The sequence below is a fragment of the Rhizobium leguminosarum bv. viciae USDA 2370 genome, assembly GCF_002008365.1.
Taxonomy (GTDB): Bacteria; Pseudomonadota; Alphaproteobacteria; order Rhizobiales; family Rhizobiaceae; genus Rhizobium; species Rhizobium leguminosarum.
Map to the genome: position 1 here is coordinate 147,870 of NZ_MRDL01000037.1, position 25,297 is coordinate 173,166.

The 25,297-nt window shown below is 59.3% G+C and carries 22 protein-coding genes and 5 pseudogenes; 8 read left to right on the forward strand and 19 right to left on the reverse strand.

All coding sequences use genetic code 11. The features are described 5' to 3' along the window. Positions 1–25: 25 nt before the first annotated feature. Complete coding sequence (locus BS629_RS19750; RefSeq protein WP_018245327.1) at positions 26–1,120, reverse strand: nucleotidyltransferase family protein; 1,095 nt, start codon at positions 1,118–1,120, stop codon at positions 26–28. A gap of 153 nt (positions 1,121–1,273) precedes the next feature. On the opposite strand from BS629_RS19750, the pseudogene BS629_RS39855 reads away from it, so the two are divergent. After that, a pseudogene (locus BS629_RS39855) lies at positions 1,274–1,477 on the forward strand (DUF433 domain-containing protein); the annotation flags it as partial. A 16-nt stretch (positions 1,478–1,493) separates the two neighbouring features. After that, positions 1,494–1,756 (forward strand): annotated as a pseudogene (locus BS629_RS19760) (Gfo/Idh/MocA family protein); the annotation flags it as partial. 29 nt (positions 1,757–1,785) lie between these two features. On the opposite strand, the gene BS629_RS19765 reads toward BS629_RS19760, so the two are convergent. From BS629_RS19765 to BS629_RS19810, 10 genes are all read right to left on the reverse strand, one after another. After that, positions 1,786–2,826 carry an NAD(P)H-dependent glycerol-3-phosphate dehydrogenase gene (locus tag BS629_RS19765; RefSeq protein WP_018245328.1) on the reverse strand — a complete coding sequence of 347 codons (1,041 nt, stop codon included), beginning with the start codon at positions 2,824–2,826 and terminating at the stop codon, positions 1,786–1,788. A 44-nt stretch (positions 2,827–2,870) separates the two neighbouring features. Continuing rightward, positions 2,871–4,919, reverse strand: coding sequence for a bifunctional aldolase/short-chain dehydrogenase (locus BS629_RS19770; protein WP_018245329.1), 2,049 nt, complete (start codon positions 4,917–4,919; stop codon positions 2,871–2,873). 70 nt (positions 4,920–4,989) lie between these two features. Further along, the gene (locus BS629_RS19775; RefSeq protein WP_018245330.1) at positions 4,990–6,054 is read right to left on the reverse strand and encodes an ABC transporter ATP-binding protein; all 1,065 of its coding nucleotides are present in this window, start codon (positions 6,052–6,054) and stop codon (positions 4,990–4,992) included. A gap of 49 nt (positions 6,055–6,103) precedes the next feature. Continuing rightward, on the reverse strand, positions 6,104–6,829 hold the full coding sequence (locus BS629_RS19780; protein ID WP_018245331.1) for an SDR family oxidoreductase: 726 nt from the start codon (positions 6,827–6,829) through the stop codon (positions 6,104–6,106). A gap of 125 nt (positions 6,830–6,954) precedes the next feature. After that, positions 6,955–8,454 (reverse strand): ABC transporter substrate-binding protein, encoded by a 1,500-nt coding sequence (locus tag BS629_RS19785; RefSeq protein WP_018245332.1) that lies wholly within the window; start codon positions 8,452–8,454, stop codon positions 6,955–6,957. Positions 8,455–8,523: 69 nt separating this feature from the next. Next, positions 8,524–9,405 (reverse strand): carbohydrate ABC transporter permease, encoded by an 882-nt coding sequence (locus tag BS629_RS19790; protein WP_018245333.1) that lies wholly within the window; start codon positions 9,403–9,405, stop codon positions 8,524–8,526. 1 nt (position 9,406) lies between these two features. Continuing rightward, on the reverse strand, positions 9,407–10,294 hold the full coding sequence (locus BS629_RS19795) for a carbohydrate ABC transporter permease (protein ID WP_018245334.1): 888 nt from the start codon (positions 10,292–10,294) through the stop codon (positions 9,407–9,409). 154 nt (positions 10,295–10,448) lie between these two features. Next, positions 10,449–11,996 carry a glycerol-3-phosphate dehydrogenase gene (gene glpD, locus BS629_RS19800; RefSeq protein WP_018245335.1) on the reverse strand — a complete coding sequence of 516 codons (1,548 nt, stop codon included), beginning with the start codon at positions 11,994–11,996 and terminating at the stop codon, positions 10,449–10,451. Further along, entirely contained in the window at positions 11,993–12,805 is an 813-nt protein-coding gene (locus tag BS629_RS19805; RefSeq protein WP_018245336.1) for an HAD-IIB family hydrolase, read from the reverse strand. The genes glpD and BS629_RS19805 overlap by 4 nt, the downstream gene beginning before the upstream one ends. 4 nt (positions 12,806–12,809) lie before the next feature. Then, a complete protein-coding gene (locus BS629_RS19810; RefSeq protein ID WP_018245337.1) occupies positions 12,810–14,165 on the reverse strand; it encodes a sn-glycerol-1-phosphate dehydrogenase in 1,356 nt (451 codons plus the stop codon). A gap of 139 nt (positions 14,166–14,304) precedes the next feature. Between BS629_RS19810 and BS629_RS19815 the strand changes: the two genes are divergently transcribed. Both BS629_RS19815 and BS629_RS19820 read left to right on the forward strand, forming a co-directional pair. Further along, positions 14,305–15,261 carry a sugar-binding transcriptional regulator gene (locus BS629_RS19815; protein ID WP_018245338.1) on the forward strand — a complete coding sequence of 319 codons (957 nt, stop codon included), beginning with the start codon at positions 14,305–14,307 and terminating at the stop codon, positions 15,259–15,261. A 116-nt stretch (positions 15,262–15,377) separates the two neighbouring features. Beyond that, positions 15,378–16,871 carry a xylulokinase gene (locus BS629_RS19820; RefSeq protein ID WP_018245339.1) on the forward strand — a complete coding sequence of 498 codons (1,494 nt, stop codon included), beginning with the start codon at positions 15,378–15,380 and terminating at the stop codon, positions 16,869–16,871. A gap of 39 nt (positions 16,872–16,910) precedes the next feature. Here the strand turns inward: BS629_RS19820 and BS629_RS19825 are convergent, their stop codons facing one another. Further along, a complete protein-coding gene (locus tag BS629_RS19825; protein ID WP_018245340.1) occupies positions 16,911–18,872 on the reverse strand; it encodes an elongation factor G in 1,962 nt (653 codons plus the stop codon). 498 nt (positions 18,873–19,370) lie between these two features. On the opposite strand from BS629_RS19825, the pseudogene BS629_RS19830 reads away from it, so the two are divergent. From BS629_RS19830 to BS629_RS39860, 3 pseudogenes are all read left to right on the forward strand, one after another. Beyond that, positions 19,371–20,095 (forward strand): annotated as a pseudogene (locus BS629_RS19830) (DUF2726 domain-containing protein). Between the two features lie 90 nt (positions 20,096–20,185). Continuing rightward, positions 20,186–20,293, forward strand: a pseudogene (locus BS629_RS40550) (PGN_0703 family putative restriction endonuclease); the annotation flags it as partial. A 43-nt stretch (positions 20,294–20,336) separates the two neighbouring features. Beyond that, positions 20,337–20,490: pseudogene (locus BS629_RS39860) on the forward strand (integrase); the annotation flags it as partial. A 99-nt stretch (positions 20,491–20,589) separates the two neighbouring features. On the opposite strand, the gene BS629_RS19835 reads toward BS629_RS39860, so the two are convergent. The 4 genes from BS629_RS19835 to BS629_RS19850 all read right to left on the reverse strand — a co-directional run bounded on the left by BS629_RS19835 (position 20,590) and on the right by BS629_RS19850 (position 22,947). Continuing rightward, complete coding sequence (locus BS629_RS19835; RefSeq protein WP_018245341.1) at positions 20,590–20,934, reverse strand: type II toxin-antitoxin system RelE/ParE family toxin; 345 nt, start codon at positions 20,932–20,934, stop codon at positions 20,590–20,592. After that, positions 20,921–21,193 (reverse strand): type II toxin-antitoxin system ParD family antitoxin, encoded by a 273-nt coding sequence (locus tag BS629_RS19840; RefSeq protein WP_018245342.1) that lies wholly within the window; start codon positions 21,191–21,193, stop codon positions 20,921–20,923. The genes BS629_RS19835 and BS629_RS19840 overlap by 14 nt, the downstream gene beginning before the upstream one ends. A 273-nt stretch (positions 21,194–21,466) precedes the next feature. Beyond that, complete coding sequence (locus tag BS629_RS19845; protein ID WP_018245343.1) at positions 21,467–22,204, reverse strand: GGDEF domain-containing protein; 738 nt, start codon at positions 22,202–22,204, stop codon at positions 21,467–21,469. Positions 22,205–22,527: 323 nt separating this feature from the next. After that, on the reverse strand, positions 22,528–22,947 hold the full coding sequence (locus tag BS629_RS19850) for a GNAT family N-acetyltransferase (protein WP_018245344.1): 420 nt from the start codon (positions 22,945–22,947) through the stop codon (positions 22,528–22,530). A 394-nt stretch (positions 22,948–23,341) separates the two neighbouring features. Here BS629_RS19850 and BS629_RS38945 point away from each other — a divergent pair, with 394 nt between their 5' ends. Then, a complete protein-coding gene (locus BS629_RS38945) occupies positions 23,342–23,488 on the forward strand; it encodes a hypothetical protein (RefSeq protein ID WP_155256962.1) in 147 nt (48 codons plus the stop codon). Positions 23,489–23,715: 227 nt separating this feature from the next. On the opposite strand, the gene BS629_RS19860 is transcribed toward BS629_RS38945, so the two are convergent. Genes BS629_RS19860 through thiS form a run of 3 tightly spaced genes read right to left on the reverse strand, consistent with a single transcriptional unit; the run spans position 23,716 to position 25,295 of the window. After that, on the reverse strand, positions 23,716–24,324 hold the full coding sequence (locus BS629_RS19860; protein WP_018245347.1) for a thiamine phosphate synthase: 609 nt from the start codon (positions 24,322–24,324) through the stop codon (positions 23,716–23,718). Next, entirely contained in the window at positions 24,321–25,094 is a 774-nt protein-coding gene (locus tag BS629_RS19865) for a thiazole synthase (protein ID WP_018245348.1), read from the reverse strand. The genes BS629_RS19860 and BS629_RS19865 overlap by 4 nt, the downstream gene beginning before the upstream one ends. A gap of 3 nt (positions 25,095–25,097) precedes the next feature. After that, complete coding sequence (thiS, locus tag BS629_RS19870; protein WP_018245349.1) at positions 25,098–25,295, reverse strand: sulfur carrier protein ThiS; 198 nt, start codon at positions 25,293–25,295, stop codon at positions 25,098–25,100. Positions 25,296–25,297 lie beyond the last annotated feature (2 nt).

Here is a 25,297-nt window from a genome sequence, read left to right on the forward strand (position 1 = left end):
CTTGGCTGTCGAAGCTGAAGACAGCCTATACTCCAAGCGGAAGTTCAATTTCTTCGCGGTTTCTTTTTGCGCCCTCGATCAGGACCGTGTTGAATCGCTCGGCATCTTGTGCCGGCAGCATTCCCGCCCCGGTTCGAATACCTTCTTGCCAGGCAGGCCCGCGCTCCCATGCTTCGTTGTAGACGAGCGCCAAGTCGGCAGATCGCCTTGTCTGCTGCAGGGCTTCAAAGAGCAGCGCAGCTTGACGAACGTCCTTTTCTCGCTTCGCCAGTCCCTGCCGGTCAGTGTGTCGGCGGCTGGCGACTATGAGCTTGTGGACCGCATACCGGGACGGATCAGGGACGACGACTGAGACACCGCTTCGGTGGAGCAGCATTGTCCTGACGGGTTCCCTTATGAGGAAGTCGAGAAAGCGTAGTGGATCCGCGCTGGCGCCACCAAGGGCGGGCATCTTCGCCGGCTGGTCGATGTAGTCATCAGAACCACGGTTCGACGTCAGGAACTCAACCCTGTAGCCGTTGGCGTTCTGAAACGCCGACGAGGCCGCGGACCCCGATCGATGTGGAACTGGCCGGAAGCTGGGGTCGACGCCCTGCAGCAGCTCAACGATCGGAGGCAGACTGTCTTCAACCTCGCGACTGATGGCGTGGTCCTGGGCGATGTCCGCATCGCCGGTCAGGATCGCAGCCATGGGGAGGCGGACGCCCAGCAGTCCTGCATAGCATTGAAAGGCCACCGTGCCGATGAGAACACCTCGGAGCCGAAAGAGACCGCCATCGGCAAGAGCCTCGACGATGTCGCCCGACATGGCATCAGGGGCGATCATCCCGCCTTCGCGGGTCAGGGTATTTACCAAGCGCCTGCGAGCGCGTAGATCGTCCTTGTCCCGCTTATGATCAGCTACGCGCCGCGCGATATCCGGATCTTCAGCAGAACCGACATAACGACGTTTCGTACCACCATGTCCATCTGGGATGTCGAAGTACCAGTACTTGCGCCCCTTGATGTTCGCCGGAGTGAACCGACCCTCTGGAGGGAAATCGGCCGTCCAGGCGGCGTCGAGCGAGCGCTGACCGAGCTCGGCGAGCATCGTCTGATACATGAGGTCGATGGACTTCATAAGTTCGACTCCGGCGTTATACTGTTTTTCAAAAACAGTATAACCGCCGAGAGGATAGGTCGCAAGATAGGATGCTTGCCTTCGCGCAGGGCGCCAACAATCTCCGCAGCAAAGCGCGAGCGCTCTTTAATCGTCGGCCCGTCATACCGGTCGCAAGGCGCTCCCACGGAGGAGATCGTCGAGGGCTATCCGGCTCTCACTGCGCGCATGGTGGACCTGGCCGAAATCTGGGCAGCGGCTCATCCTGCCCGTGGGCGGCCACGAAAATTGTCGGAGCAGGGACTGAAAGTGAAGTCGGTGAAGCGATTGCCTCTCGGAAAGGCCGCCACCGAAAAGCCCTCGGGCACGGCTACGTGAAGTTTCTCGTCGATGAATGCTTGCACACATCGCTCGTGGTTCTGCCGATGCAGCAGCGGATCTGCCGGGGGCGAGCCTCCAGGTCGTTTGCGACATGGATGCAGATCGCGCCCGCAAGGTGGCGGACGCCTACGGCGCTCACGACGTCGACTCAGACCCGACCGGGTGTCCGCTCGTCTGGACGTGGACGCAGTTATCATCGCAAGCCCCGATTTCACGCACGCGCCCTTGTCGCTGTCCTGCATAAGAGCCGGCAAACGGGCTCTCTGCGAAAAGCCGCAGATTTCACTGGAAATCAACGACCCGGTTTACTGGACAATGAGGTTTGAAAAATCCAACGAGAAGCGTTTCTGCTGAAGAACGGCGTCCATGATGGCAGACGCCAGAGGGAAATAAGCGAGCGGACCTTCATCGGTATGTTGCTTCTCAAGCGCCATATTCGCCAGAACCCGCGCTGTATCCACACCTTCGACCGTTTCGCCAAACAGTTCGCTCGACAACATTTCAACGACTGTGCGGCCAGTTCCCAATCCTTGGCCTAGGCGGCTGTTACGCCCTCCGCCAACAGTGACATGCAGATCGCCCAATCCGGCCAGCCCGAATGCCGTTGTGGTTTGCCCGCCCAGCCTCTCGCATAGTCTGGCCATTTCCAAAGTTGCCTGGGTGAAGACTGCAGCCGTCGGATTCTTAGATTGGCCGTCCGCACGTCTTTGATCGGGATACCGCGTCTGCATGGCGCTCACGCCGATCGCGTAGAAATTCTTGAGCGCGGCACAAGCTTCGACGCCCGTGACGTCCGTCGTCACCGACAGACGGTAATAGTCCGTTTGCATGATCGCGGCGAGCTGTTCGGCGACCGAAATATCCTCACAGGCGTAGATGCATGCCGTCGGCAGACGGTTGGCGAGTTCGCGGGCGATACACGGTCCGCCGATCCCGATGAAAGCGCTCATCAGCGGAATACGGGAGGGAAGCGTTTGGGCATAGGTCGATACGGCGGAACCCGCAGACTCAAGTCCTTTTGTCACAAAGGCTATGGGACAGGCCTCCGTCATGACCCGGTTAAGAATGTCGGTCACCCAGCCAATGCCTGGGCTACTCACTCCGACAACAATGATATCCGCGTTCGCGAGGTGCTCCGATCGCAGTTCGTCGAAGCGGATCGCCTCGACGCCGGCGGGCGGGGCAGCGTCGAGTTTGGGATGGATCCCGCCCGGACGCCGCATGGTAACGACGATGTCCTGATCGAGCGGCGTGCCGACGAGCAGCACCTTGTGGCCGTTGTCTGCAGCGGGTACGCAAAGCGCGGTGCCCATGACACCCGCACCGAGTACAACGATTTTTGCCACGGTAATCCTCCTCTTGGTGTGGTTCGAAACGGAAAGCCGACCCGCTACCGCATCATAGCAGCGACATTGCCGCCATCGACCGTGATAACCGCGCCGGTGCTTGAGCGCGCCTTAGCGAGATGCACGAAGGCGGCTGCCACATCGGCACCCGTTACCTCGCGGCCAACAAGGTTGCCGCGCATATAGGCTTCGGGTGTCAGGCCGCGCGCGCGGCTTCTTTCAGTGACCATCTCGTCCGTCATTAGACCCGTGCGGATCCGGTCAGCATTGACGGCATTGGATGTGATGCCGGATGCGCCGTGCTCGACTGCATATTGGCGCATCAGCGCCATCAGCGCGGCCTTGGAGGTGCCGTAGGGGCCGAAATCCGCACCTGGATTGACAGCCTGCTTGGAAACATTGAAGACGATGGCGCCGCCGGTCTTCTGCTTCTCCATCACACGCACGGCGGCTCGGGCCATGTAATGATGGCTCCAGAAATTCAATTCGAACGCCTTCCTGAACGTCTCCTCTGGCACGTCGATCAGCGAGCCCTGAAAGGCTGCTCCTGCGTTGGAGATCAGGATGTCCACCCCGCCGAAATGGCTCGCCACCTTGGCAATGGCGGCATCCACTGCGGCCGGGTCGGTCACGTCGCAGGCGACGCCGAACCCTCCTAGCCGCTTTGCCTGGTGAGTTACGGCGTCCTGTGCAATGTCGATCAGCGCAACCTCGGCGCCCTCGGAGCGAAGTGCTTCGGCGATGGCGAGGCCTAGTCCGCCGGCGGCACCTGTCACGACTGCTATCTGCCGGGTCAGGGGCTTTTCCACCTGCTTGGTCAGCTTGACCTGTTCGAGTGACCAGTATTCAATATCGAATAGGTCAGCCTCGGAGAGCGCTTCAAAGGATTCGATGCCCTCCGCCTTGGTGATAACATCGACCGTTGCTTCTGCCACATCTGCACCGACGAGTGCGTTCTTGCGCGTGGCGCCCGCGGCGAACAATCCAACACCCGCAACGTAAAAGACACGCGGCATAGGATCGAGCATCGTTTTTCCGCCGCCGACGCGACCATTGTTGCGTTCGAAATAAGCCCGGTAGTCCGCCTGATAAGCATCAACGGCGACCTGGGCCATGTCCTTCCAGGTATCGAGTTCGCCTGCCACCGGTGCCGGCAGCGCAACACCGTGGCGCTTGATATGGATGACATGCTCCGGCGTCGCATTGCCGCGCCTGACCAGGCTCTCCACATTTTCCGCATTGCAGAAGTCGAGCACGCTCTCTGTGCAGCGGTGTTCCAGTATCAAACGTTTCGGTGCGCCCTCTAAGCCGGTATCGATGGCGATGGCGCCGCGCAAGATCGGTGCGATTTCCGCCACACTGGCGAGCGATTTTGGCACTTTGGCGGAAGTAAACGGCTTTGCCCGACCTTTCGCCAGCCTGTGTTGCGCGCGGTCGATCTTAGCGATCATGTCCTCATAGGCCGCGCGCGGATCGTCAGACCAAGTGAAAATTCCGTGTTTCAGGAGAACCATGCCGTCGCCTTTGGGATTGGCGCGGAAGGCTGCATCACAAGCCTTCGCGAGAAGGAAGCCAGGCATCACATAGGGCACGACGATCGTATCAGGGAACAGTTCTCGGATAAGGTCTTCGCCATGCGGCTGGTTTGTCAGAGAGACTATCGCGTTAGCATGGGTGTGGTCGATATGCCGGAATGGCAACAGGGCGTGCAGGATGGCTTCGACCGAAGGGTTAGGCGCGTTCGGATCCATCAGCAGCCGCCGCTGCAACATCACCATCTCATCATCGCTCAGCTCATCGAAACCGACCATCGCTTTCAGCGGGTCCAACCGCACGGCCGGCAAGCCCTGTGGCTCTATAGTGCCCATGTCCCAACCGCTGCCCTTGACACAAAGCACATCAACCGAGGTGCCGTCCCGATCAGTCCATGCCGTCTTGACCGATGTATTGCCGCCGCCGTGCAGCACTAGTTCCGGATCCTGTCCGAGCAGTCGCGTTGTATAGGTTCGGACCGCTAGATCGCGGTTGATGCCCTTTCCAACATAAGCCTCGACCACGGATGTAAACTCGGTGTCGTTCCATCTCGATTTCATGACTATCACCTCTCTTCCCGCGTTGTTGGCGAACCGGGTTACAAACGTTAGATATCTAGATGCGTATGTGTCAGACCCGGTTTTCCGTTGCGGCGTCGAAGACGTGGACCTTTTCGGGCGCAATCGAGAAACGGACATCCATCCGCTCGTCAAAATGCGCAGACTTGTCGACGATCGCCAGGAACTGACCTTCCGGCCCCTCGCAGCAGAGCTGAGCTTCATGCCCCATGCGTTCGATTAGCAGCGACCGGGCTACAATGGATCCCTGCGGATCGACCGTGACATCTGTCGGGCGGACGCCGCAGATCACCCGCTGGCCTGCAGATAGTTTGAGGGACGGCTCGAGCCGGATAAGGCCGGCCTTGGTCTCCGCAGCTGGAGCTCCCTGGTCCGCGACGATCGTCCCCGTCAGGAAATTGATCGCCGATGAACCGATGAAATCGGCGACATATTTGCTTGCGGGTCTATCATAGACATCGTCGGGCGTGCCAATCTGCTCGATCTTCCCGGCTCGCATGACGACGATCTTGTCGGCCATCGTCATCGCCTCGATCTGGTCGTGGGTCACATAGATCGTTGTCGTCTTGAGACGATTGTGCAACTGCCGGATTTCGGTGCGCATGTGCGCACGGAGCTTGGCATCGAGATTGGAGAGCGGCTCGTCGAACAGGAAGACCGCCGCCTCGCGCACCATGGCGCGACCCATGGCGACCCGCTGGCGCTGGCCGCCGGAAAGTTCTTTCGGATAGCGCTGGAGATACGGCGTCAGATTGAGGATTTCGGCGGCATGCTCGACCCGCCGCTTGATTTCGGCCGGTGGCTGCTTTGCCACTTCGAGACTGAAGGCAATGTTTTCGTAGACCTTCATTGTCGGGTAGAGCGCATAGTTCTGAAACACCATGGCAATATCACGGTCGCGCGGATGCATATCGTTCACCCGTTTGCCGCCGATGAAAAGATCACCTTCGCTGACGGTTTCGAGCCCGGCTGTCATGCGCAGCAAGGTGGTCTTGCCGCAACCCGAAGGCCCGAGCAGCACGACGAACTGGTGATCCTCGATCAGGAACGAAATATCCCGCATGATGTTGAAGGCACCAAACGACTTGCCGATGCTCTTGTATTCCACGGTTGCCATAAATTTCTGCTCCACTCGTCTTCTAGTATTGCTGACGGTCGCGTGCCGGTCAGTATTTCTGCCGGGTCGGGGTGATGACGATTTCCTGCACGATCGCCTTTTGAGGCAGATTGTAAGCATTGAGGATCAACTCGGCGACGATATCGGCGGAAATGCCGCCGCCGATCGCCTCCTTGTTGGCCTTGTAATTGGCGAGCGTAGTCTCGTCCTTCACATGGTCGAGCACCTCGGTGTCGATGATGCCAGGCGACAGAACGATGACGCGCACATTGTGCGGTGCCAGATACTCGCGGAAGCTTTCCGAGACCGCATGGACGAAATATTTGGTGCCGCAGTAGACGGTGTGATCCGGATAGACCTTGCGGCCGGCGATCGAACTCATCATCATCAGCGTGCCGTGGCGGCGAGCGATCATGCCGTTCATCACCGCATGGACGGAATTCATTACGCCCTTGGTATTGATGTCGATCATCTCGTCCCATTCTTCCGGCGGCTGCTTGGCGATGTCGCCGAGACGGGCGATGCCGGCATTGGCGAACATCATGTCCACCGGGCCAAATTGACTTTCGGCGTCGGCGACGGCTGCGGTCAGTGCGGCGCGGTCACGGACATCGACTTGTTTCAGCACGGCGTCCGGCAGCCTCAGCGCCTCCAGGCGATCGAGACGGCGTGCCATCAGCAGCACCGGGTGGCCGGCGGCCGAAAAGGCCCGCGCCGTCGCCTCGCCGATGCCGGAGCTCGCACCTGTAATTGCAATCAGCGGCTTGTCCGCCATGTTTCAGCCTCCCGCATTTGTTTTGTCGATCCCCGGGATGCGAATGCCACTGGAAGAGGGCAAGTGGCATCGCAACCCCAGGAACCGTTTGTTTGGCAGACGGCGGAAAACCGCCGCCCGTCCAATCAACCCTTAATCACGGTGCCAACCTGGGCAGCGATGTCGTCGAGGGCTTCCTTTGGCGAGCCGTAGCTGCCGGCGAAATACTTGCCCAGCCCAACGGGGATCGTGTCGCTCGACAGCTGTGCCCACTCTGGCAGGTCCGGTTCCGAGCCCATGTATTTCGCAATCGTCTCGCGCACGATCGGCAAGTGACGGGTGGTGCCGGCACCGACGCGAGCATTGGCGAGAACGCGCGGATCGTCATAGACGCTGGTGCGGGTCGGACCCGTACCGCCACCAAGCGTGGTGATGAGGGCCTGTGTATCGGCGCAAGTCGCCCACTGCATGAACAGCCAGGCTGCATCCGGGCTCTTTGAGTATTTCGACACGGCAAGAGACGACCCGCCCTGGTGACCGACGCCGGGGATTTCGCCGTAACCGGTTTCCTTGACGGTGCGAAGGGCAATCGGCTGCGGCGGCACTGCAACTTCGCAAAGGCCCGAAACCTTGGTCTGGGTCGGATCGTCGAAATAGGGAAAGAATTCGCCCCAAGACAGCATCGACGCGGCAACACCCTGTGCCACCGACTGGCCCTGACCATCCCAGGTCCAGCCATCGACGCCTGGAGGCATGGTTGCCTTGAGCTTCGTCCAGTATTCCAGCGCCGCAACGCCCTTTTCGTCGTTACCGGTGAACTTGCCGTCCGGTCCGAAGATCGAGCCACCGTGGCCCCAGAGCCATGCGGTCCAGTCGCATTCCAGGCTGTAATGGCCGGATTTCATCTGGCCGCTGGTGCCGTAGACGTTCGGGCCCATCTCGTCGGTGATGGTCTTGGAATTGGTGTACAGTTCCTCGAGCGTCGCCGGTGCCTTGAGGCCGAGCTTCTCGTAGATATCCTTGCGATAGATCATGATGAAGATCGGGATGTCGTAGGGAACGCCGACCCAGCGGTCCTCATACTTGGCGATACCGTCAACCAGTGCCGGCAGGAAGTCATCGATATTGTAGTTCGGCATCGCCAGGTCGGCTTTGGCCTCGATCTGCTCGCGTGGATCGAAGACGTCCTTGCTGAAGGATGCCGCCCAGCTCTGGTCAATATAATAGAGGTCATAGGTGCCGAGCGATGAGGCCACGTCGAGTGTCAGCTTCTGCAGAACTTGCTCCAGCGGCAGAACCTCGATCTCGACCTTGATGCCGGTGGCTTCCTCGAAATATTTCTTCAGCTGCGAGTTGATGGCGTTTGACGGGGGTGTCGATTCCGTGGCGAGTTTGAGCGTGGTGCCGGCAAACGGCTTGCCGACGTCCTGCAGCCACTTGATCACTTCCGGCGACGGCTGCAGTGCTTCCTGTGCATTGGCCTGCGAGAACCCGCCAAACGGCCGGCGACCCAAACCCATGCCGAGTGCGCCGGCACCCAGGCCCAGCTTGCCGGCGGCCATCAGGAAGTCGCGGCGGGCCATCTGGCCCTTGACGAACCTATCGGTGATCGATGCGAGATGCATCTTTCTAATACTGTCCTTCATCCTCTTCTCCTCCACTTTTAAACGGACGACAGAATTGCCGGCCGGATATTCAAGCGCCTCCGCCCCGAATTACTGTTTCAGCGACCCCATCGTCAGGCCACGCACCAGATGGCGCTGGACCAGCAGGATCACGATAAAGGCCGGTACGATGGCCGCTGCACCCAGCGCCGCCATGTTGCCCCAGGCCGTTCCAATCGATGTCACGAAGGTCGACGACACCACCGGTACGGTCTTTAGGCCGGTCTGCGTCAGCGTCAGCACGAACAGGAATTCCGTCCAGCTGAAGATGAAGCAGAGAACCGCGGTCGCGGCGATGCCGCCCTTGGCCATCGGCAGGACGATGCGCCGGAAGATCGTCCAGCGCGACGCGCCGTCAAGCAGCGCGCTTTCGTCGATCTCGGCCGGGATATCGTCGAAGAAACTCTTCAAGAGCAGCACCGCCAGCGGCAGGTTCATCAGGCCGTGGATCAGGATGACGCCGATATAGGTGTCGAGCAGGCTGAACTGCTTGAAGATGAAGAACATCGGGATGGCGACGGCGACCGGCGGCATCATGCGGGTCGACAACACCCAGTTGACGAACTCGTGCCGGCCGCGAAAATTCATCCGTGACAACGAATAGGAGGCGAGCGTCGCGACGATGATGGCGAGCACCGTCGACATCGAGGCGACGACGATCGAATCCCAAAGCCGGGGCGCCATGTAGAAATTGCCGCCGCCGGGATTGACCGTTTCCTGCGTCCCGAAACCGAAGCCGAGCGAAACGCCGAATACCTGCTCGAAATTCTTGACCGTCGGTTCGAAGACGAAAAATTTCGGCGGCCAGTTGAAGATGTCCTTGGCGTTGCGGAAAGCAACCGACGTCCAGAAGTAGATCGGGAAGAAGAAGGCTCCCACGACGAGCCAGCCGGCGATCGTGCGAAGTGTCCGTGTCCCAGCGCTCTGGTGCATGTTACCACCTCACCTTGAAGACTTTGATGAAGACGTTGGCCATGATCATCACCATTGCCAGGCTGACGAGGCTCAGCGTTGCGCCATACCCCCATTTCAGGAACGAGAAGGTCTGCTGCCAGGCGTAAAGGCTGACGGTATAGGTGGCCGTTCCCGGGCCGCCCGAGGTCATGACGAAGACATAGTCGAACACCCGGAAGAGATCGATGCCGCGCAGGAGCACGGCGACCGCGATGACCTTCGACATCATCGGCAACGTCAGCCGGCGGAACATCTGGAAGGACGAGGCGCCATCGATCATCGCTGCTTCATAGGGCTCGGCCGGCAGCGAGCGAAGACCGGCCATGAAGATCAGCACCATGAAGGGCGTCCACTGCCAGATTTCAGCGACAAGCACGCCGGCCAAAGCAAGGGATGACGTGGCAAGGATTGGAGTCGATTTGTCGAGCAGACCCATCGTGTTGAGCAGATAGGGGAGCACGCCGAATTGCGGATCCTCCATCAACAGGAACATCATACCGGCGATGGCGGGGGGGATGACCAATGTCATCGACAGTGTGGCTCGCAGTACGCTGAAGCCCGGCAGTTCGGCATCCAACAGCATGGCGATTGCCATGCCGAGGATGATTTCGAACACCAGCGCGACAATGAAATAGAGGAAGGTGACGCCCAGCGCGCTCCAGAAACGCGTGTCGTTCCAGAGCTGAACCCAATTCGCCATGCCGACGAATTTCAACGCGCGCTTTGTCGGCACGAATTCGTGAAAGCTCAGCCAGACGTTGTAGATCAGCGGATAGATTGTGAATACCACGAGCAAGCAAACCAGTGGCAGGAGCCACGGGATCGGCGAGTCCGATATTGCAATGCGTTTCACCTGTGCGACGGACATTCCGTACCCTCCAGCGAGCGGACTGCGGCTATTGCGCCCGGCATGAGCGCGCGTCACCGTTGCCAAACCCGCACTCCTCTGCCGGTTCAGCTCTGCTCGATCCTGTTTCTCTACGCCGGCGCAAGCCGGCATGCGTCATCAAAGCTGCGGCCGGTCAGTGTGCCGCTGCTTTCTTCTCACTGTGCATGCCTGTCGCGGAGCGTTGCTCTGCCATCCAGGCATCCAATTCGGTAATCTCGTTCAAGCCCATGCGGATGCCGGCTTTTGTCCGGCGAAACACCACATCCTCGGCCGTGCGCGCATACTCGCGGGTCATCAGGAAACGGACCTCCGCCTCCGTCAGGTCGGCGCCGAAGGACCGGCCCAGGTCAGCCCGTGTGCGGGAACCGACCAGAATGGCGCGCGCCTCGGAACCATAGTGCCTGACAAGGCGCCGCGCCGCGCGTATGTCCAGAAATCCATAGTCCCGCGTAAGATCCTGAGCCAGGAACTCTGCTGAACCTGCGGGAAAGTCGCCGCCGGGCAAGGCATGCTTGCCCGTCCAGTGCGCCCTTACACCCCACTCTGGGAACCGCGTTGCCAACTTCTGCATCGCATTCTCGGCAAGGCAGCGATAGGTTGTAATCTTTCCACCGAAGATACTCAGAAGCGGTGCTTCGTCTTCCGCGCCGTCGAATTCCAGCACATAGTCGCGCGTGGTTTCCTGCGCATTGGCAGCACCGTCGTCGTAAAGTGGCCGAACACCGGAATAAGTCCAGACGACCTCTTCTCGCGTCACCCCGGCCTTAAAATAGGAAGAGGCTGCCTGGCACAGATAGTCGATCTCGTCATCCGAAATACGGACGTTTTCGGGTTGATCCTTATGATCGACATCGGTTGTGCCGATCAGTGTGAAGTCGTCCTCGTACGGGATGGAGAAGACGATACGTCCATCGGGATTCTGGAAAATGTAGCAGCGATCGTGTGCGTACAGGCGCGGTACGACAATGTGAGAGCCCCTGACGAGCCGGATTTTTGCTTGCGTCTTCCGGTTCAAAACGATGGCCAGAACCTGGTCCACCCACGGACCGGCGGCATTGACAAGCGCCCGGGCAGAAATTGTCTCGCATCGCCCGGTTTCAGCATCCTCCACGGTCACATGCCACAGCCCGTTCTCGCGGCTTGCCTGCACGCAACGTGTGCGCGTGCGAATGTCGGCGCCCCGTTTTTCCGCGTCGCGCGCATTGAGGACGACGAGGCGGTTGTCCTGTACCCAGCAATCGGAATATTCGAACGCGATGGCGGACACGTCGCGAAGGGGTGCGCCGACGGGATCACGCGAAAGCTTGAGTGTCCGTGTTCCCGGAAGCTTTTTCCGACCGCCGAGATGATCGTAGATGAACAATCCGAGCCGCAACAGCCACGCCGGCCGCAGCCCCTTGCGATGCGGCAGCACGAAACGGAGCGGCCAGATGATATGCGGCGCTATGTGCCACAGAACCTCCCGCTCGCGCAGCGCATGGCGCACGAGCCCGAATTCATAGTGTTCGAGGTAACGAAGGCCACCATGAATGAGCTTGGTCGACGCCGATGACGTGGCGGAGCCAAGATCCGACTGTTCGCACAGAAAGACGCGGAGCCCGCGACCGGCCGCGTCGCGCGCCAGACCAGCGCCGTTGATTCCGCCACCGATGATCGCCAGGTCGTACGTCGCCATCGTCATGCAGTCGGTCTCCCCTTGCGGGCTTCCAGAAGACGGTCTGCAACCTCGACGAAACCTTGTCCGCCTTCAGCGGCCGTTACGTAAGTCGGTTCAGCCTCGATGCGGCCTTGAAAATGCAGGACATTGGCAACGCCGCAGGCGTTGGGAAAGAAGTGGAACATCGGCGCATCGTTCGGACTATCGCCGACGAACACGACCTTGTCCTTATCCCGGTCAATGTCGAGCCCGAGCACGTCGGCCGCGAAACGGCGCGTCATCGTCAACTTGTCATAGGCACCATACCAGCCGTTGACATGGATGGACGAAACCTTTGCAACCGCACCCTCCTCCTCGAAGATCCGCTTGATGCGGTCCACTGCGCTGGCCGGCAAGGATGGCACATCCTCAGAAAAGTCGATGGCGAGGTCGGCCTCGCGATAAAGCTGGTCGGCCGAAATGGCGGTACCGGGCACTTCGGCCAGGATGCGAGCGCGCACTGTTTCCAACCGTTTACGATCATCGGCGCGCTGATCGCTACTGATCGCGAAAACACGGCGCATGCGCCGGCTGTGTTGATCATAGGAAAAATAGAATGCGCCGTTTTCACCTACAACGCCTGAAACGGGCCACATCCGCGCAATCATATCGCACCAGCCAGCGGGTCGGCCGGTGATGGGAGCTACAGCAATGCCGGCGTCCAGAAGTCGCTCCAACGCCTGATAGGCGCAGGCCGGCAGACGTCCGTCCGTGGTCAGCGTGTCGTCTATATCGGCAAACAGAGTATGGATCCTGCCTGCATCTTCCAACGGCATTTCGACGATGGCGCGCATGAGATCACACCTCCCCGCGCGAGAAGTCTTCGAGAATGCCTTCGTCGGCGGCGATATCGAGAAACGAATACCGGTTGCGCATCTCGCGGCAGTGAACCACCGCCTCACGGTAAAAGTCGACCGGGACGCCGAGTTCCTGTGCCGTCGTGGGACCACCTGCTGCCTTGAGCAGCCGCGTCATTTCTTCGACCGGAATGACGAAGGCTTTCAGTTCCTCCCGCAGTACCGGCCAGATCTCGGCGATCTTTTCATTGAGCGCGCCGATTTCTTTTTCATCGAAGATCTTGGGCTGAATCTCATTGAAGCATTGTTGGGCAATATCTGCGCCCATGCGACGCGACATTCCCTGAAGATCGATCCTGGTTGCCTTCATTTTCGGCGGTGACGCGTTTTCCAGATAGTGCCGCTGTAAGCGGCCCATGGTCAGCACGCCGACGCCAACCTGCTGGCCATGAAGCGTCCCCGGATGGCGGTCTCCCGCGAAGCAATCGATGTAGTGGGAGATCTGGTGCTCGCCCATAGAGCCATGGTTCGACATGCCGGTAAAGGAGACACCGAGACCGCACATCGTCAGAACACGGTAGAGGTAGCCGTTTGCGGAGACATCGCCGCGGTTGATCCCCTCGGCGCGCCGGTTTAGCTCCGCCTCGTCCTCCTGCTGAATGATATAAGGCGCGTTATCGTAGGCCGTCCCGAAGAGACGATGCGACAGCCACCAGTCCACCTGCGCCACAGACCGAACGAGGCAATCGGCGAAGCCGGCAGCCGATAGATAGGTGGGCGCCGCAGCGGCGACAGAAAGGTCAACAAAGAAACCCGCCGGCGCATGCGATGGCAAAGACACTTTGAGACCGTTGTCGAGGGTTATAGACGCGGTGGTCGAGGTATAGCCGTTCATCGAGGCGGCGGTGCCGAATACACAATACCGCCGTCCATCGAGGCCGGTCACGTATTTCACCAGATCGTTGATCGTGCCCGACCCCACTGCGACCACACCTTCGGCGCCTTTCAGTTTTTCGGTCAACACAGCCACATTCGCCATATCGGCATGCGGATGGTCGAGAAGAACGGTCTTGACGGGGCCGAGCGATCGGAGAGCATGGGCGATGCGTTCACCCATCGCATCCCAGGTGGCGTGATCGGCCACGACTGTGAATGTGTTGCCTAGCCCTAGTCCGGCAACCAGTTCGGCTTCCCGTCCCTCAAGGCTATCTGCGATGACGATAGATTCGTAAGGCACAGTTGCTGGTTTGCCCGTCTCCGGATCCACCCAGCGCCCGGCGACGATATCATCAATCAACGCGGTCCAGCCGCCCTGGGGAGCGCTTGCGGCGCCGCCCTGGTTCCCTGTCGTTTCCATTCCTGATGTCCAGTCTTATTGTGATGAAAACAAAAGACACCCGCCACTGACACTTGTCAATACATAAATCAAATAGCCTTGACATTTGCCATTCGGTGTCATCAGATAAGGTGGAAACAAGGAAACACTGAGGAAACACATGCTGGACGCAGGCGTCACCCTGCCCACGGAGTTCGACGACGCCGTCAATTGGGCCGCATGGCTCTATTACGCCGACGAGATGACCCAGAGCGAAATCGCCAAAACGCTCAACGTCTCCCGCGCAACAGTCGTCAATTACCTTCAAGAGGCGCGCAGCCGTGGCATTGTCTCCATCCGGATCAGCACCTATGCGAGCGGACGGACAAAGATCGCCCGTGCATTGAAGGAAAAATTTGGCCTTGAAGGCGCGCTGGTCATCCCCTCGACCGGAAATGGCGACCTCGTGCGTCGGTTGGGGGACGCCGGAGCCCGTGTTCTGGCCGACCAGGTGACGACGGGAGATGTAATTGGGGTGGCTTGGGGGCGCACCGTGCTTTCGGTCGCCGATCAGATTTCACTTCCTGAACCGCTCTCCAATCTCACCGTGGTCCAGGTCTCGGGAAGTTCGACGGGCGAGCCGGATTTCTCGCCCGAATTGTGCACCTCGCTACTGTCGAGCCGTATTGGCGCGCGTTGCGTCAACCTTCTGGCGCCGGCCATTCTATCGACCAAGGAACTCAGGGCGATGCTGCTCGACGAACCAGTCCTGAAAAAACAGTTCGACCTCATACACTCGACAAACCGCATTTTGTTTGGTGTCGGCGATGTCGGCCCTAAAAGCACCGTGCGAGCGTCCGGGATCGCAAGCCAAAGGGAAATCGACACATATGTCGAACATGGTGCGGTCGCGGTTATCATCGGTCGGTTTATCGATGCGCACGGTCGCGCGGTAGGCGGCGAGCACGATGAACGAATGGTCGGAATCGCACTCGAAGAGCTTATTCAGACGCCCAATAGGATTTGCGTGGCAGGTGGGGCCGGCAAGATAGAGGCCATTACCGCAACACTCGAAGGCGGTTACGCGACGCATTTCGTCACAGACATGGCCACGGGAGAGGCCTTGTTGGGGGTTTGACAATCACAAGCGGTGGCGAAGGGCCGCTGCCTGTGGAGGTATTCAATGGACCCACCCGCATCACATCGGTTCGTACCGAGGTATCGCGGATCACTCAGCGGAGAGGAGCCGCTTTAATGCAGTCGGAGGAACGTTATGTCATAGGGATCGATTCATCGACGCAATCGGTGAAGGCCATTGCCTGGTCGAAAGACGGTCAGCCTTGTTTCGAAGGGCGTGCGCCGCACACGCTGATAACGCCTGACGCCCACCGCGCAGAACAGGATCCCGACGAATGGTGGAGCGCAGCGATCACTGCCTTGAAAGCTGTAGCCGGAGCTACCGACCCCGACCGCATCGATGGCATAGCGATTTCCAATCAGCGCGAGACAATGGCATTGCTGGACGACCAGCGACGTCCGCTGGCGCCCGCCACGGTTTGGCTCGACCGGCGTGCGCGGGACATGCCCGCCCTCCTTGCTGACGAATTGGGCGCGGATGTTCTGCACGGCATATCCGGAAAGCCGGTCGATGTTATTCCTTGCGTCTATCGCCTGCGCTGGATGCGTGCCAATCAGCCGGAGTTGCTCGATAAGGCGGCTTATATTCTGTCCGTGCATGACTACTTGACGATGCAGCTGAGCGGCACGCCGCAGGCGACATGGACAAGCGCCGATCCGTTCGGAATTTTCGATATCGTCAGTAAAACCTGGTCGAAGACGATCCTCGGCCACCTCATGATCGACGAGGCCAAGCTTCCGCCGCTCAATCCGCCCGCCTCCAGAATCGGCTCTATCTCCCAGGAAGCCGCTGCGCAGACGGGCCTGAAACCAGGCACGCCAATCTTTGCTGCCGGCGGAGATGGTCATTGCGCCGCTCTTGGCGTAGGCGCGATCGAACCGGGGACAGTCTATCTTAATCTCGGAACAGCGGTCGTGGGTGGCCTCTGGTCAGCCACGCCGGAATTGAGCGGACATTGGCGCACGCTGGTATCTCCCACTGGCGACGGCTATGTTCTGGAAAGCGTACAGCGGGGCGGTGCTTTTTTCGTGAACTGGCTGCTCGATAATTTCGCTGGCGGACGCACGGATGTGGCGGTTTTTCAACGACTAGAGGCGGAAGCCATGCGCCTGCCTGTCGGCTCTGACGGGCTGACGGTGTGCCCATATCTGATGGGCTGTATGGATCCCTACTGGGATGAAAATGCGCGGGCGAGTTTTACTGGCTTCGGGCCGGATCACGGAATGGGTCATCTCTATCGCGCATCCCTTGAAGCGATCACGCTCGAATTTGCAAGGAGCTTGCAGGAGATGAGGGCCACGGGGCTCGTAGCCGAGCGAATTTTCGTGATCGGCGGCGGAGCTTCGAGTGTGCTGTGGAGAAAAATGGTTTCAGATGCTACAGGGCTTCCTGTCCATCGCAGCCTCTCCAATGAGGCATCGGCACTTGGTGCAGGCATTGCGGCAGCGGTGGGTGCCGGGTGGTACAGCAATTTCCACGAAGCGAAAAATGCCATGGCGCGGACGACCGAAGCCCTTGCGCCTGATCCTGCCGCTTACGAGGATTGGCTTACCCTCTCGGAAAGACAGGCCCAAGTTTACATCAACAATCGCGAGCAAGGGCGGACGTGAGCCCGGCTGTGTGAACGAGCATGAAGTGGCGCGAACGTTTCAGTGTGCGGTGCCTGGTTTCTCGTTTGCCCTCACAATGGCGTCCGCTTCCTTGCCGTATAGTTCCTCGAAGTGATCGAAGGTCTTGGAAAAATAACCAATGCCCTGCGTCGCCGAGCGCAGCGCCCGCGCCAGATCGTTAAGCGCGCCGCCCGGAACGAGCGCCCGGAAGATGTCCCATCCCTTGGCGGTTTCATCACGGTCGAAACCGAGAACCTGACCGTTGAGAGCGGCGACGATCTGGACAAGGCTGCCTGAATAGACCGACGGGATGTGGAACTCGCTGCGAAAGACCGGCTGCATCAAGACGGTCGACCCTTCGGAAAGCGCCTGTCGCACTCCCATTTTCGATGCAGTCCGGAAGGCGTGTTCCGAACTGTCGACGGTATGGTGCTGACCATCTAACAGCGTTACGCCGACATCGATGACTTCGAAGCCTAGCGGTCCTTTCTCCATCGCTTCGCGCGCGCCCGCTTCGACGGCGGGGATGTAATTGCGCGGAACGGCGCCGCCCTTGATGGTTTCGCCAAAGGTGAAGCCCTGGCCGCGCTCGTTGGGGTGAATGCTCAACTTCACATCCGCGAATTGCCCGGCACCGCCGGTCTGTTTGCGATGGCGGTAGTGAACCTCCGACGGTTTCGTGATCGTCTCGCGGTAGACTGGGCTGGGCGTTCGGTCGGTCACGGAGATATGAAAGACATCGGACAGCGTTCGGCAGAGATCACGCAGATGGACCGGCCCTTGGGCGCGCACGAGTTGAGCGCCCGTGCCTTCCTCCTGCAAGACTTTCAGACCGCGATCCGTCTGGGAAAGCTTCGCCAGCGTTTCGGAAAGTTTGTTTTCATCGCGCTCGCTGCCCGGAATTAGGATCCTTTCAAGCATCGGCGTGGGTGGATCCGTCCACTCAGGCGGGGCGACCACCGCTCCGGAGGTCAATAGCGAAGGGACGGGCAGGTGGTCGGACTTGACCGTCGCGAAGACATCCCCCGGCGCAGGCAGAACCGCCGAATTGGACCGCCCGTTTGCGAGATTTTGTACGGCGCCGAGGTTGGAGCCGCCCAGTGATGCGCCTTGCCGCAGTCCCTCGCCAAGTGCGCGCACGAGCACCGTCTTGCCGACATTCTGGCGATGATAGGCATGGAAGCTCACGGCCACCAGCTTGCCTTCATCGACAGTTCCCGTATGAGCGAGACGCTGCCGAAGAACCCCTAACGGCGGCGCCTCGTGGCGCAGCGCCTTCATCAGCCTCGTCATGCCGTTGCCGTGACTTGCAGCACCGATCAGGACCGGGATAATTCTGTTTTCCCTGAGAACCCGTGATGAAATGGCATAGAGCGCGTCGCTGGGCGGCTCGCGATCCTCGATCAGTTCCTCGAGAAGCCAGTCATCAAATTCGGACAGGTGTTCCAGGAGCTCGGTGCGCGCTTCGTGCTCGCGCTCGGCGGCGCTTTCGGGGATTGCGATCAGCGCCGAAGTCTGGCCTTCCCGGTAGCGCCACGCCCGTTCCGAAATCAGATCGCAACTGCCTATGATCCTGTCTCCCTCGCGGATCGGGATCTGGCGAAGCAAAAGCGTGTGGTTGGCGTAGTCTTGAAGCGCGGCGATCACGTCCCTCAGCCGCCCTCTCGGTTCGTCCATCCGGTTGACGAAGAGGATGCACGGCGTCTCCGAGGCTTCGACTATCCGCAGATAGGGCGCGGCGAGCACAGCCTCCTCGGGTGCCGATGAAACGCACAGGATGCAGGCGTCGCTGGCAAGAAGCGCGTGCTGCGCATGCGCCAACGCTTCGTTGGGTCCTGGCGCATCCAGCGCACACCACGCCTCGTTTCCGAAGGTGAATTCCGTGAGGTTCAATCCGTAGGGGGAGCTGGATTTTTTCGGCGCCCCCTCCAAGGAGCCGAGCTTTTCCACGACTGTCGATTTTCCGGTCTGCGAGGGTCCAAGCACGGTAAAGCAGCGCATCGGTCTTCCTCCAACTGCCATAAACACAATTTTCAGCCATCATAGGATGCCCTGAACCGCTGCAAGGCGCCAGAGGTGTTCAGTTTCACGACGCTTTGACTTAGACTTGCATTTGAGGCTGATCCATTGAGCTTACGGTTCGATACTAAATCCGAGAAAGTCTCGTTTGATCTTGAAGCCAACCCGACGGGCTGGCAGGAAAATTGCTTCTTCCGCCTTTCTCGACCTAGGCTTCGGGTGCTGATTACGGCCAAGGGCTGGAAGCCGTCGACGGCGGAGGGCGTCAGGTTCAGTTCCTCCGCAGAAATCTCCGCCCGCGCCGCTGCTTGTGCCAGGGACGTAGGAACGTCCTGCGCCGAGGCGGATGTTAACTGACCGCTAGAGCCAATATCGGTTCCTCGGGGGAAGCTTCATGCGTGCGCGCCCTCATTCTTTTGGATAGCTTTTCGCGCATCGTAAAAGCGTAATACTATCTTGGCGGGAAATCCGGAGAGGGGCATGCAATATCGCCAAAGGTCGGTGCTGTTCGCAGCACCTTGGCTGATCATCGGAGCTGCCGCAGCCGGCGCTTCGAGCGGTATAACGATTGCAGACTTCGAAAAGCCGGAACTGTTAGTCGCCGCACTGTTTGTCGGCATTATCATCGGAATGGCCGTTGAGCAGTTCCTCGCCACGATGAACAAACAGGCGTGGCGGCAGAGAAGCAGATCACGCTGGGAGAACCGGCGCCGGAACGAGCGCATCGTACCGAGGCCCTGGCTTCAGACGCCAGTTGCGGAGCGATTGCGACCGGTCGATGCTGCGGATCAACTGCGTATCGTGATGCGCTCGAATTTCACGATTCAACCATTGCTGAACAAAAGCGAAGCCCGGGTGTTTTGGGAGCTCGACAGCGTCGTGATCGGCTGCAATTCCTCCTGGCAGGTGATGGCGCAGGTTTCAATGGGCGAGATCCTCCGAAGTGCCGATCCGGAGGCCTACAGTTGCATCAACTCCAAACGTGTCGACCTGCTCCTCGTGGACGGCAACTGCCAACCGCGGACGTCATCGAATACCAGGGCGGAGCGCACCATCAAGGAGCCACGGCCGCGCGTGACGCGGTAAAGAAGGAGGCGCTACGACGCGCCGGGATCGGCTATTATGAAGTGGTGGCTGGTCAAACGACGCCGTCGGAACTCAGGCGATTGGTCGAGAAGCTGGTGGACAAGCCGACTGTCACTTAAAGCGATCTCAACACGCATGACTGCACGCTCGTGCCTCTCTGAGTGGATAAGCAGATTGCCGTGCCTTAATGGAATTGAGGCGCACCCGAGATGATCTCCGACTTCGAGGCAGTTCGCGAAAATCTGTTTCCGGCGAGTCACGGAGCGATCGAGGACTGGAGCAAGTTCCCCTGGCATCGTGATCGAACCAATCAAATGCTTCGGGCTCCATCCCTCGGACCATGAATAGGAACGCAACTTGACCGGCCATTTGCTGCGCGCCGGCCTTGCCCTCCTCGGGCGATGTCGAGGAGCGCTACGTTGAAAAACAGCAGGGGCACACTTCGGCTGAGTTGACGCGCAAACGTCAGCGGCGGCGCGGCCGCTTCCGCAGCAACCTCACCAAGCGTCTGGGCTTTAAGGGCCCTCCCCAAGCGGTCAAAATTGCCGGCTGGGTGTTCAGCTTAGCGCTTCAATTGAAATCAGGGAGTAAAAGCTACAGGGCTGTAGGGACCTTATCGGGCCAGCATACGTGCGAGCATATTTCTGATGTAGTCCTGCGCGCTGTAGAAAATTGCCGCGGCAATGATTTTGCGGCTATCTTCTACCGGTAGAAACCAAATAGCTGCCTTGTCCCGCTGAAGAAACCGGATCCCGGGATGAATATCGGGCCGCAGAGTCCCGATATAAGGCGTATCGGCGAGACGATCGATTTTGACACGCAGTTTGTGGATCCGTTCAGCGGTACGCTCCACCGCCTCGTCAGGCGAGTCCCCGAGTTCGACATAGGCGCCGAACAGATGATCGAAGATCAACTCGAAATCGCGTTCGGCATCCTCAGAATATTCAAGAGTCCACACGAACCCGTCGCTTCCGCTCAATCATTGCCGAGACGCGGCTTTCCATTTCCGTCGCAGTAATCATAGGTCCATTCAATCGCCGCTGAACCAATTCGCGAAGCGCTGCCGTTTCGACGGTCTCGGTTTCCGTCTTTTGGCGAAGCAGTTCTAGGCCCTGCTGAAGAACGGAGCTCAGGCTGGCATACCGGCCGCTCTCCACCAACGAACGGGCAAACGCATCCTGCTGGTCGGTCAGCGAGATCGACGATTTGACACTCATAGGTTTAACTCCTTTGAACCTAATTTGCTACTCAGTAGCACATTTGTCAGTATGACGAGATGTCCGTCAGGGCGGCAAAGGATGGCCGCGCAATGTCAATCCAGGATCAACGCTGGATCAATAGCTTTTTGCTGGTTCGCGGTCCGCGTCACGATGTGCGCCGCCCAGCGCCCCGCCGGGGCCGAGTGTCCCAAGCGATTCATGAATATCCGGTTCTCGGACTCTCAGCACTAGCTGTGATCGTGGAAAGGTCCTCGGACATATGCTCGACAGCTACCCGATCACCATGTTTCTACCCGAGGCTTTAGCCTGATAAAGGTTTTCGTCCGCGGCTTTCAAACAAGAGTGTGGATGAAACCCCGGCCGGCAATGAAACACACCGATACTCGCCGAGATTAGCACTTTCGAACCCGAAGGAGATCGCAGATCAATACGCGCGACCTCGTCCCGGATTTCCTCGCTACGTATAAGCATCTCGGCAGGAGTCAAATTGCGTTGAAACAGACCGAACTCTTCGCCCCCGAGGCGTCCTGCGAACCCTGACTGCCCTTGGTAGCGGGCGAGGATAAGACCGGTGCAGTGGAGTGCTTCATCGCCCGTTGCATGACCATATCGGTCGTTGATCGACTTGAAATAGTCGAGGTCCAGAAACAGCAAGGCGCCGGATACACCGTGTTGACTGGTCGCGTCTAGCTCTTCAAGGAAGGCGCTGCGAGTGAGGGTGCCCGTCAGGCCATCCGTGCGAGATTGGACGCGAAGGGCGTCATAAGCGTCCGCGAGCTTGTTCAAAGCCTCTTTTGTCGCAGCTTCAGCGCGTCGGACTTTTTCCGACTGAGTAAAATGCAGCGCCGAAGCCGGGATCGATATCGCCAGCGGGCAAAAAATCGTCATGAATAGGCCAGCGCCTGCCACTTGTCCGCCCAACAGTGGAACAATGATGAACGAAAGTGCCAGCGAGGCGAACACTGAAAGCAGTCCAGTTAAAATAGACTTTTCGACAATACGACGCATCAATACCACCGTGACGAAGTGAAACTGCTATGAGCTCATCAATTTAAAATGGGTTGAAACACATCGATAAAACTTGATTCATGCGTCTCTCTCACCGACGATTTGCCTCGAATGGCCACCCCCCTCATCTGGCCGCCAGATCGTCGCAGCTATCCTTGTTCTGTTTTTAACTATGCGAGAAAGCGCGGCTGCGCGGTCGGTCATCGTGGCCGTCTTGAATGGTCGTGGAACATCGAGAGGTTTATCCCATGATTGCCGCCCGGCGGATTTGCGCGTCTAAGCCTGCCGGCAGAAGACGGGAAGGCTCGCCGGACGGCCTGTCGTCAGGCAACTTTCCTCGCCATCCCGACCGAGCGCGGCGCGGTTTCAGCGAAACCGAACTGTCGGTACAGGCGGTTCGCCGGGACGTCGGCGATCAGACTGACATAGGCCGTCTTTGGCAACTGGTTCTCGATATGGTTCGTCAGCGCAGCCATGATCATCTTGCCAAGCCCCCTGCCCTGGTGTTCGGGCATGATCGCGACGTCGGTGACTTGAAAGAAGCAGCCTCCGTCGCCGATGATGCGACCCATGCCAATTACCGCGTCGCCGCTCATCAGGCAGACACCAAAGATCGAGTTGGGCAGCCCCCTTTCGGCCGCCTCTTTCGAAAAGGGGCTGAGGCCCGACAGGTATCGCAGGCGCAGGTAATCGTCGATGCCCGGGACGCGGGGCTCGATGCGGTAATCGTCATGCTGGGTCATGTGATGCCTTTCAATGTACGTCTCCTAAAAAATCTCTCTCGCCACCGTTATCGCGGTGCTGGCGATTGATGGGCCAAGTTATCGCGCTATGAACTGGCCCTAAAAAGATAACAGAACGTCTCTCCAGGCCATGTTTCCTCCGAACCACTCTCTGATCATCCGCAAACGGCTGCGATCACTTCGCCAATAACCGCGGCCGACAATCGCGCTTAAAATGGAACTCGCGGCAAGCCAAAGGTCCCGAAGACCGTGGCGATGGAAGTTTCATCCAGAGCTCTGTCCCTAAGCGGGAAAAAATCCGTGCGCTTAACCATGTTGATTAGCCTTTGATTCATCCTCCCAGAGCAGTTTGCGGCCGGGATGGCTGGGAACCAACCTCAAAGGATCAAAAGCTATGACCTATGCACTCGTGCTTTTCTCGGCGGTAACGGCGATCGTGGTGTCCATTTCGGCGATTGGCACTGCACCGGCGCCGAATAGCAAGTGGCCGGAAATCCATTCGGAAAAGACCTCCAGACTGGCGCCGGCGCACCGGCCCTGAGCCGCCATATTGGATGAATAGCGGATTCGCGAAGCGGCGTCGGTTGCACCGCTTGCATTGGACAAAGCCACCTCAACAGACGCTACTAAGGCGGATTACGCCTGCGGCCGCGGCTGCGATACCGGTCAGGCCCTCATCAACGCTAATTTCCACGTCGATATCGGGATACTGCGCCAAAAACAACGTGGACTTCCTGCAGAGCGCACGACGGAAGCGTGGTGGTACCCTCAATAACGCCACGGTGCCGTGCGATCGATCCATTCGCGCGTCCGCGCTTCGGGATCGGCGTTCAAGGTGATGTCGGTGACAACCGCCACGGTGTCAGCGCTCGCGTCGAATACGCCCTGTAGCCTGTCCACATTCAAGCCTCCGATGGCCACCAGCGGCAAGGGTGCGACACGCTTCTTCCAATCCGTGATCCGTTCCAGACCTTGCGGCGCCCATTTCATCTGCTTGAGAACGGTGGGATAGATCGGGCCGAGCGCCACATAGTCAGGTTTCGCAGCCAACGCCGTTTCGAGCTCCGTCTCGTCATGTGTGGAAAGACCGAGTTTGAGGCCGGCTCTGCGAATAGCATCAAGGTCGGCTTCCACCAGATCCTCCTGGCCCAGATGGATGAAATCGCATCCCTCGTCGATCGCCAGTTTCCAGTAGTCGTTGACAACCAGCTGGCAATTCGCCGCTGCGCAAACGGCCTTGGTACGACGGATTTCCTGGCGCAGGATCTCGTCCGGGCGATCCTTCACGCGCAGTTGCACCAGTTTGACGCCCAGCGGCACGAGACGTTCGATCCATTCGGAACTGTCGACGATGAGATAGAAGGGATCGAGCCTCATGCGAAAACGCCCTTTCCGACAACCGGGGTGGACGGTACCGCCATGTCGCGCGGCTCCAGCATGCCGGAAAGATAAGCGAGCCTTCCGGCCTCGATCGCCTTGCCAAACGCCTCGGCCATGGCAGGCGGATCGCCTGCGACGGCGACCGCGGTATTGAGCAGCATCGCGTCGTAGCCGAATTCCATCACCGTTGCCGCATGCGACGGCCTCCCGATCCCCGCATCCACGATCAGCGGGATGTCCGGAAAGGCGCTCCGCATTGCCTTGAGCGCGGAAGGGTTGCGCGGACCGGCCGCAGAACCGATCGGCGCGCACCAGGGCATCAAGACCCGACATCCGACGGAGACCAGTTTTTCACCGACCACCAGATCGTCCGTCGTATAGGGAAATACGCAAAACCCTTCCGAACAAAGAATGCGTGCGGCTTCGACCAGTTCGAACACATCCGGCTGGAGACTGTCGTGATGGCCGATCACCTCGAGCTTGATCCAGTCGGTACCAAATACTTCGCGCGCCATCTTGGCGGTCAGGATCGCCTCCGACGCACTGTGACATCCCGCGGTGTTGGGCAGGACGTGCACCGCGAGCTGGCGGATGAATTCGAAGAAGGCTCCCCCCGTCTTTCCGCCGGCCGTTTCGCGGCGAAGCGAGACCGTGACAATCTCCGCGCCGGACCGGCTCACCGCCTCGGCTAGGACGGCCGGCGAAGGATAACGCGCGGTACCGAGCAGAAGCCGCGAAGACAGTGCAGCATCATAAAGAGAAAGCATGGATCAACCTCCCTGCATCGGGGACAGGATTTCGATACGGTCACCATCGTCCAGCCGGTGATCGGCTCGGTCCTCGCGATGCACGAGATCTCCGTTGACGGCGGTTGCCAACCAGTCGCCCTCGTATTCCAGAACATGAAGAAGTTCGGCCAGGGTTACGGCCTCGCAGACCTGGGTTTCGCCATTGATGATCAGTTTCATGG

What these genes read in the sequence shown, in the direction of transcription:
- glpD (WP_018245335.1), bottom strand. Translation starts at nt 11,996, where the DNA reads ATGACGATGGCGACGTACGACCTGGCGATCATCGGTGGCGGAATCAAC.
- BS629_RS19770 (WP_018245329.1), bottom strand. Translation starts at nt 4,919, where the DNA reads ATGAAATCGAGATGGAACGACACCGAGTTTACATCCGTGGTCGAGGCT.
- BS629_RS19795 (WP_018245334.1), bottom strand. Translation starts at nt 10,294, where the DNA reads ATGTCCGTCGCACAGGTGAAACGCATTGCAATATCGGACTCGCCGATC.
- BS629_RS19820 (WP_018245339.1), top strand. Translation starts at nt 15,378, where the DNA reads ATGCAGTCGGAGGAACGTTATGTCATAGGGATCGATTCATCGACGCAA.
- BS629_RS19780 (WP_018245331.1), bottom strand. Translation starts at nt 6,829, where the DNA reads ATGGCGGACAAGCCGCTGATTGCAATTACAGGTGCGAGCTCCGGCATC.
- BS629_RS19805 (WP_018245336.1), bottom strand. Translation starts at nt 12,805, where the DNA reads ATGCGCGCCATCGTCGAAATGCCGTTGGAAGATGCAGGCAGGATCCAT.
- BS629_RS19840 (WP_018245342.1), bottom strand. Translation starts at nt 21,193, where the DNA reads ATGAGTGTCAAATCGTCGATCTCGCTGACCGACCAGCAGGATGCGTTT.
- BS629_RS19785 (WP_018245332.1), bottom strand. Translation starts at nt 8,454, where the DNA reads ATGAAGGACAGTATTAGAAAGATGCATCTCGCATCGATCACCGATAGG.
- BS629_RS19865 (WP_018245348.1), bottom strand. Translation starts at nt 25,094, where the DNA reads ATGCTTTCTCTTTATGATGCTGCACTGTCTTCGCGGCTTCTGCTCGGT.
- BS629_RS19775 (WP_018245330.1), bottom strand. Translation starts at nt 6,054, where the DNA reads ATGGCAACCGTGGAATACAAGAGCATCGGCAAGTCGTTTGGTGCCTTC.
- BS629_RS19790 (WP_018245333.1), bottom strand. Translation starts at nt 9,405, where the DNA reads ATGCACCAGAGCGCTGGGACACGGACACTTCGCACGATCGCCGGCTGG.
- BS629_RS19750 (WP_018245327.1), bottom strand. Translation starts at nt 1,120, where the DNA reads ATGAAGTCCATCGACCTCATGTATCAGACGATGCTCGCCGAGCTCGGT.
- BS629_RS19825 (WP_018245340.1), bottom strand. Translation starts at nt 18,872, where the DNA reads ATGCGCTGCTTTACCGTGCTTGGACCCTCGCAGACCGGAAAATCGACA.
- BS629_RS19845 (WP_018245343.1), bottom strand. Translation starts at nt 22,204, where the DNA reads ATGCGTCGTATTGTCGAAAAGTCTATTTTAACTGGACTGCTTTCAGTG.
- BS629_RS19810 (WP_018245337.1), bottom strand. Translation starts at nt 14,165, where the DNA reads ATGGAAACGACAGGGAACCAGGGCGGCGCCGCAAGCGCTCCCCAGGGC.
- BS629_RS19850 (WP_018245344.1), bottom strand. Translation starts at nt 22,947, where the DNA reads ATGACCCAGCATGACGATTACCGCATCGAGCCCCGCGTCCCGGGCATC.
- BS629_RS19860 (WP_018245347.1), bottom strand. Translation starts at nt 24,324, where the DNA reads ATGAGGCTCGATCCCTTCTATCTCATCGTCGACAGTTCCGAATGGATC.
- thiS (WP_018245349.1), bottom strand. Translation starts at nt 25,295, where the DNA reads ATGAAACTGATCATCAATGGCGAAACCCAGGTCTGCGAGGCCGTAACC.
- BS629_RS38945 (WP_155256962.1), top strand. Translation starts at nt 23,342, where the DNA reads ATGACCTATGCACTCGTGCTTTTCTCGGCGGTAACGGCGATCGTGGTG.
- BS629_RS19815 (WP_018245338.1), top strand. Translation starts at nt 14,305, where the DNA reads ATGCTGGACGCAGGCGTCACCCTGCCCACGGAGTTCGACGACGCCGTC.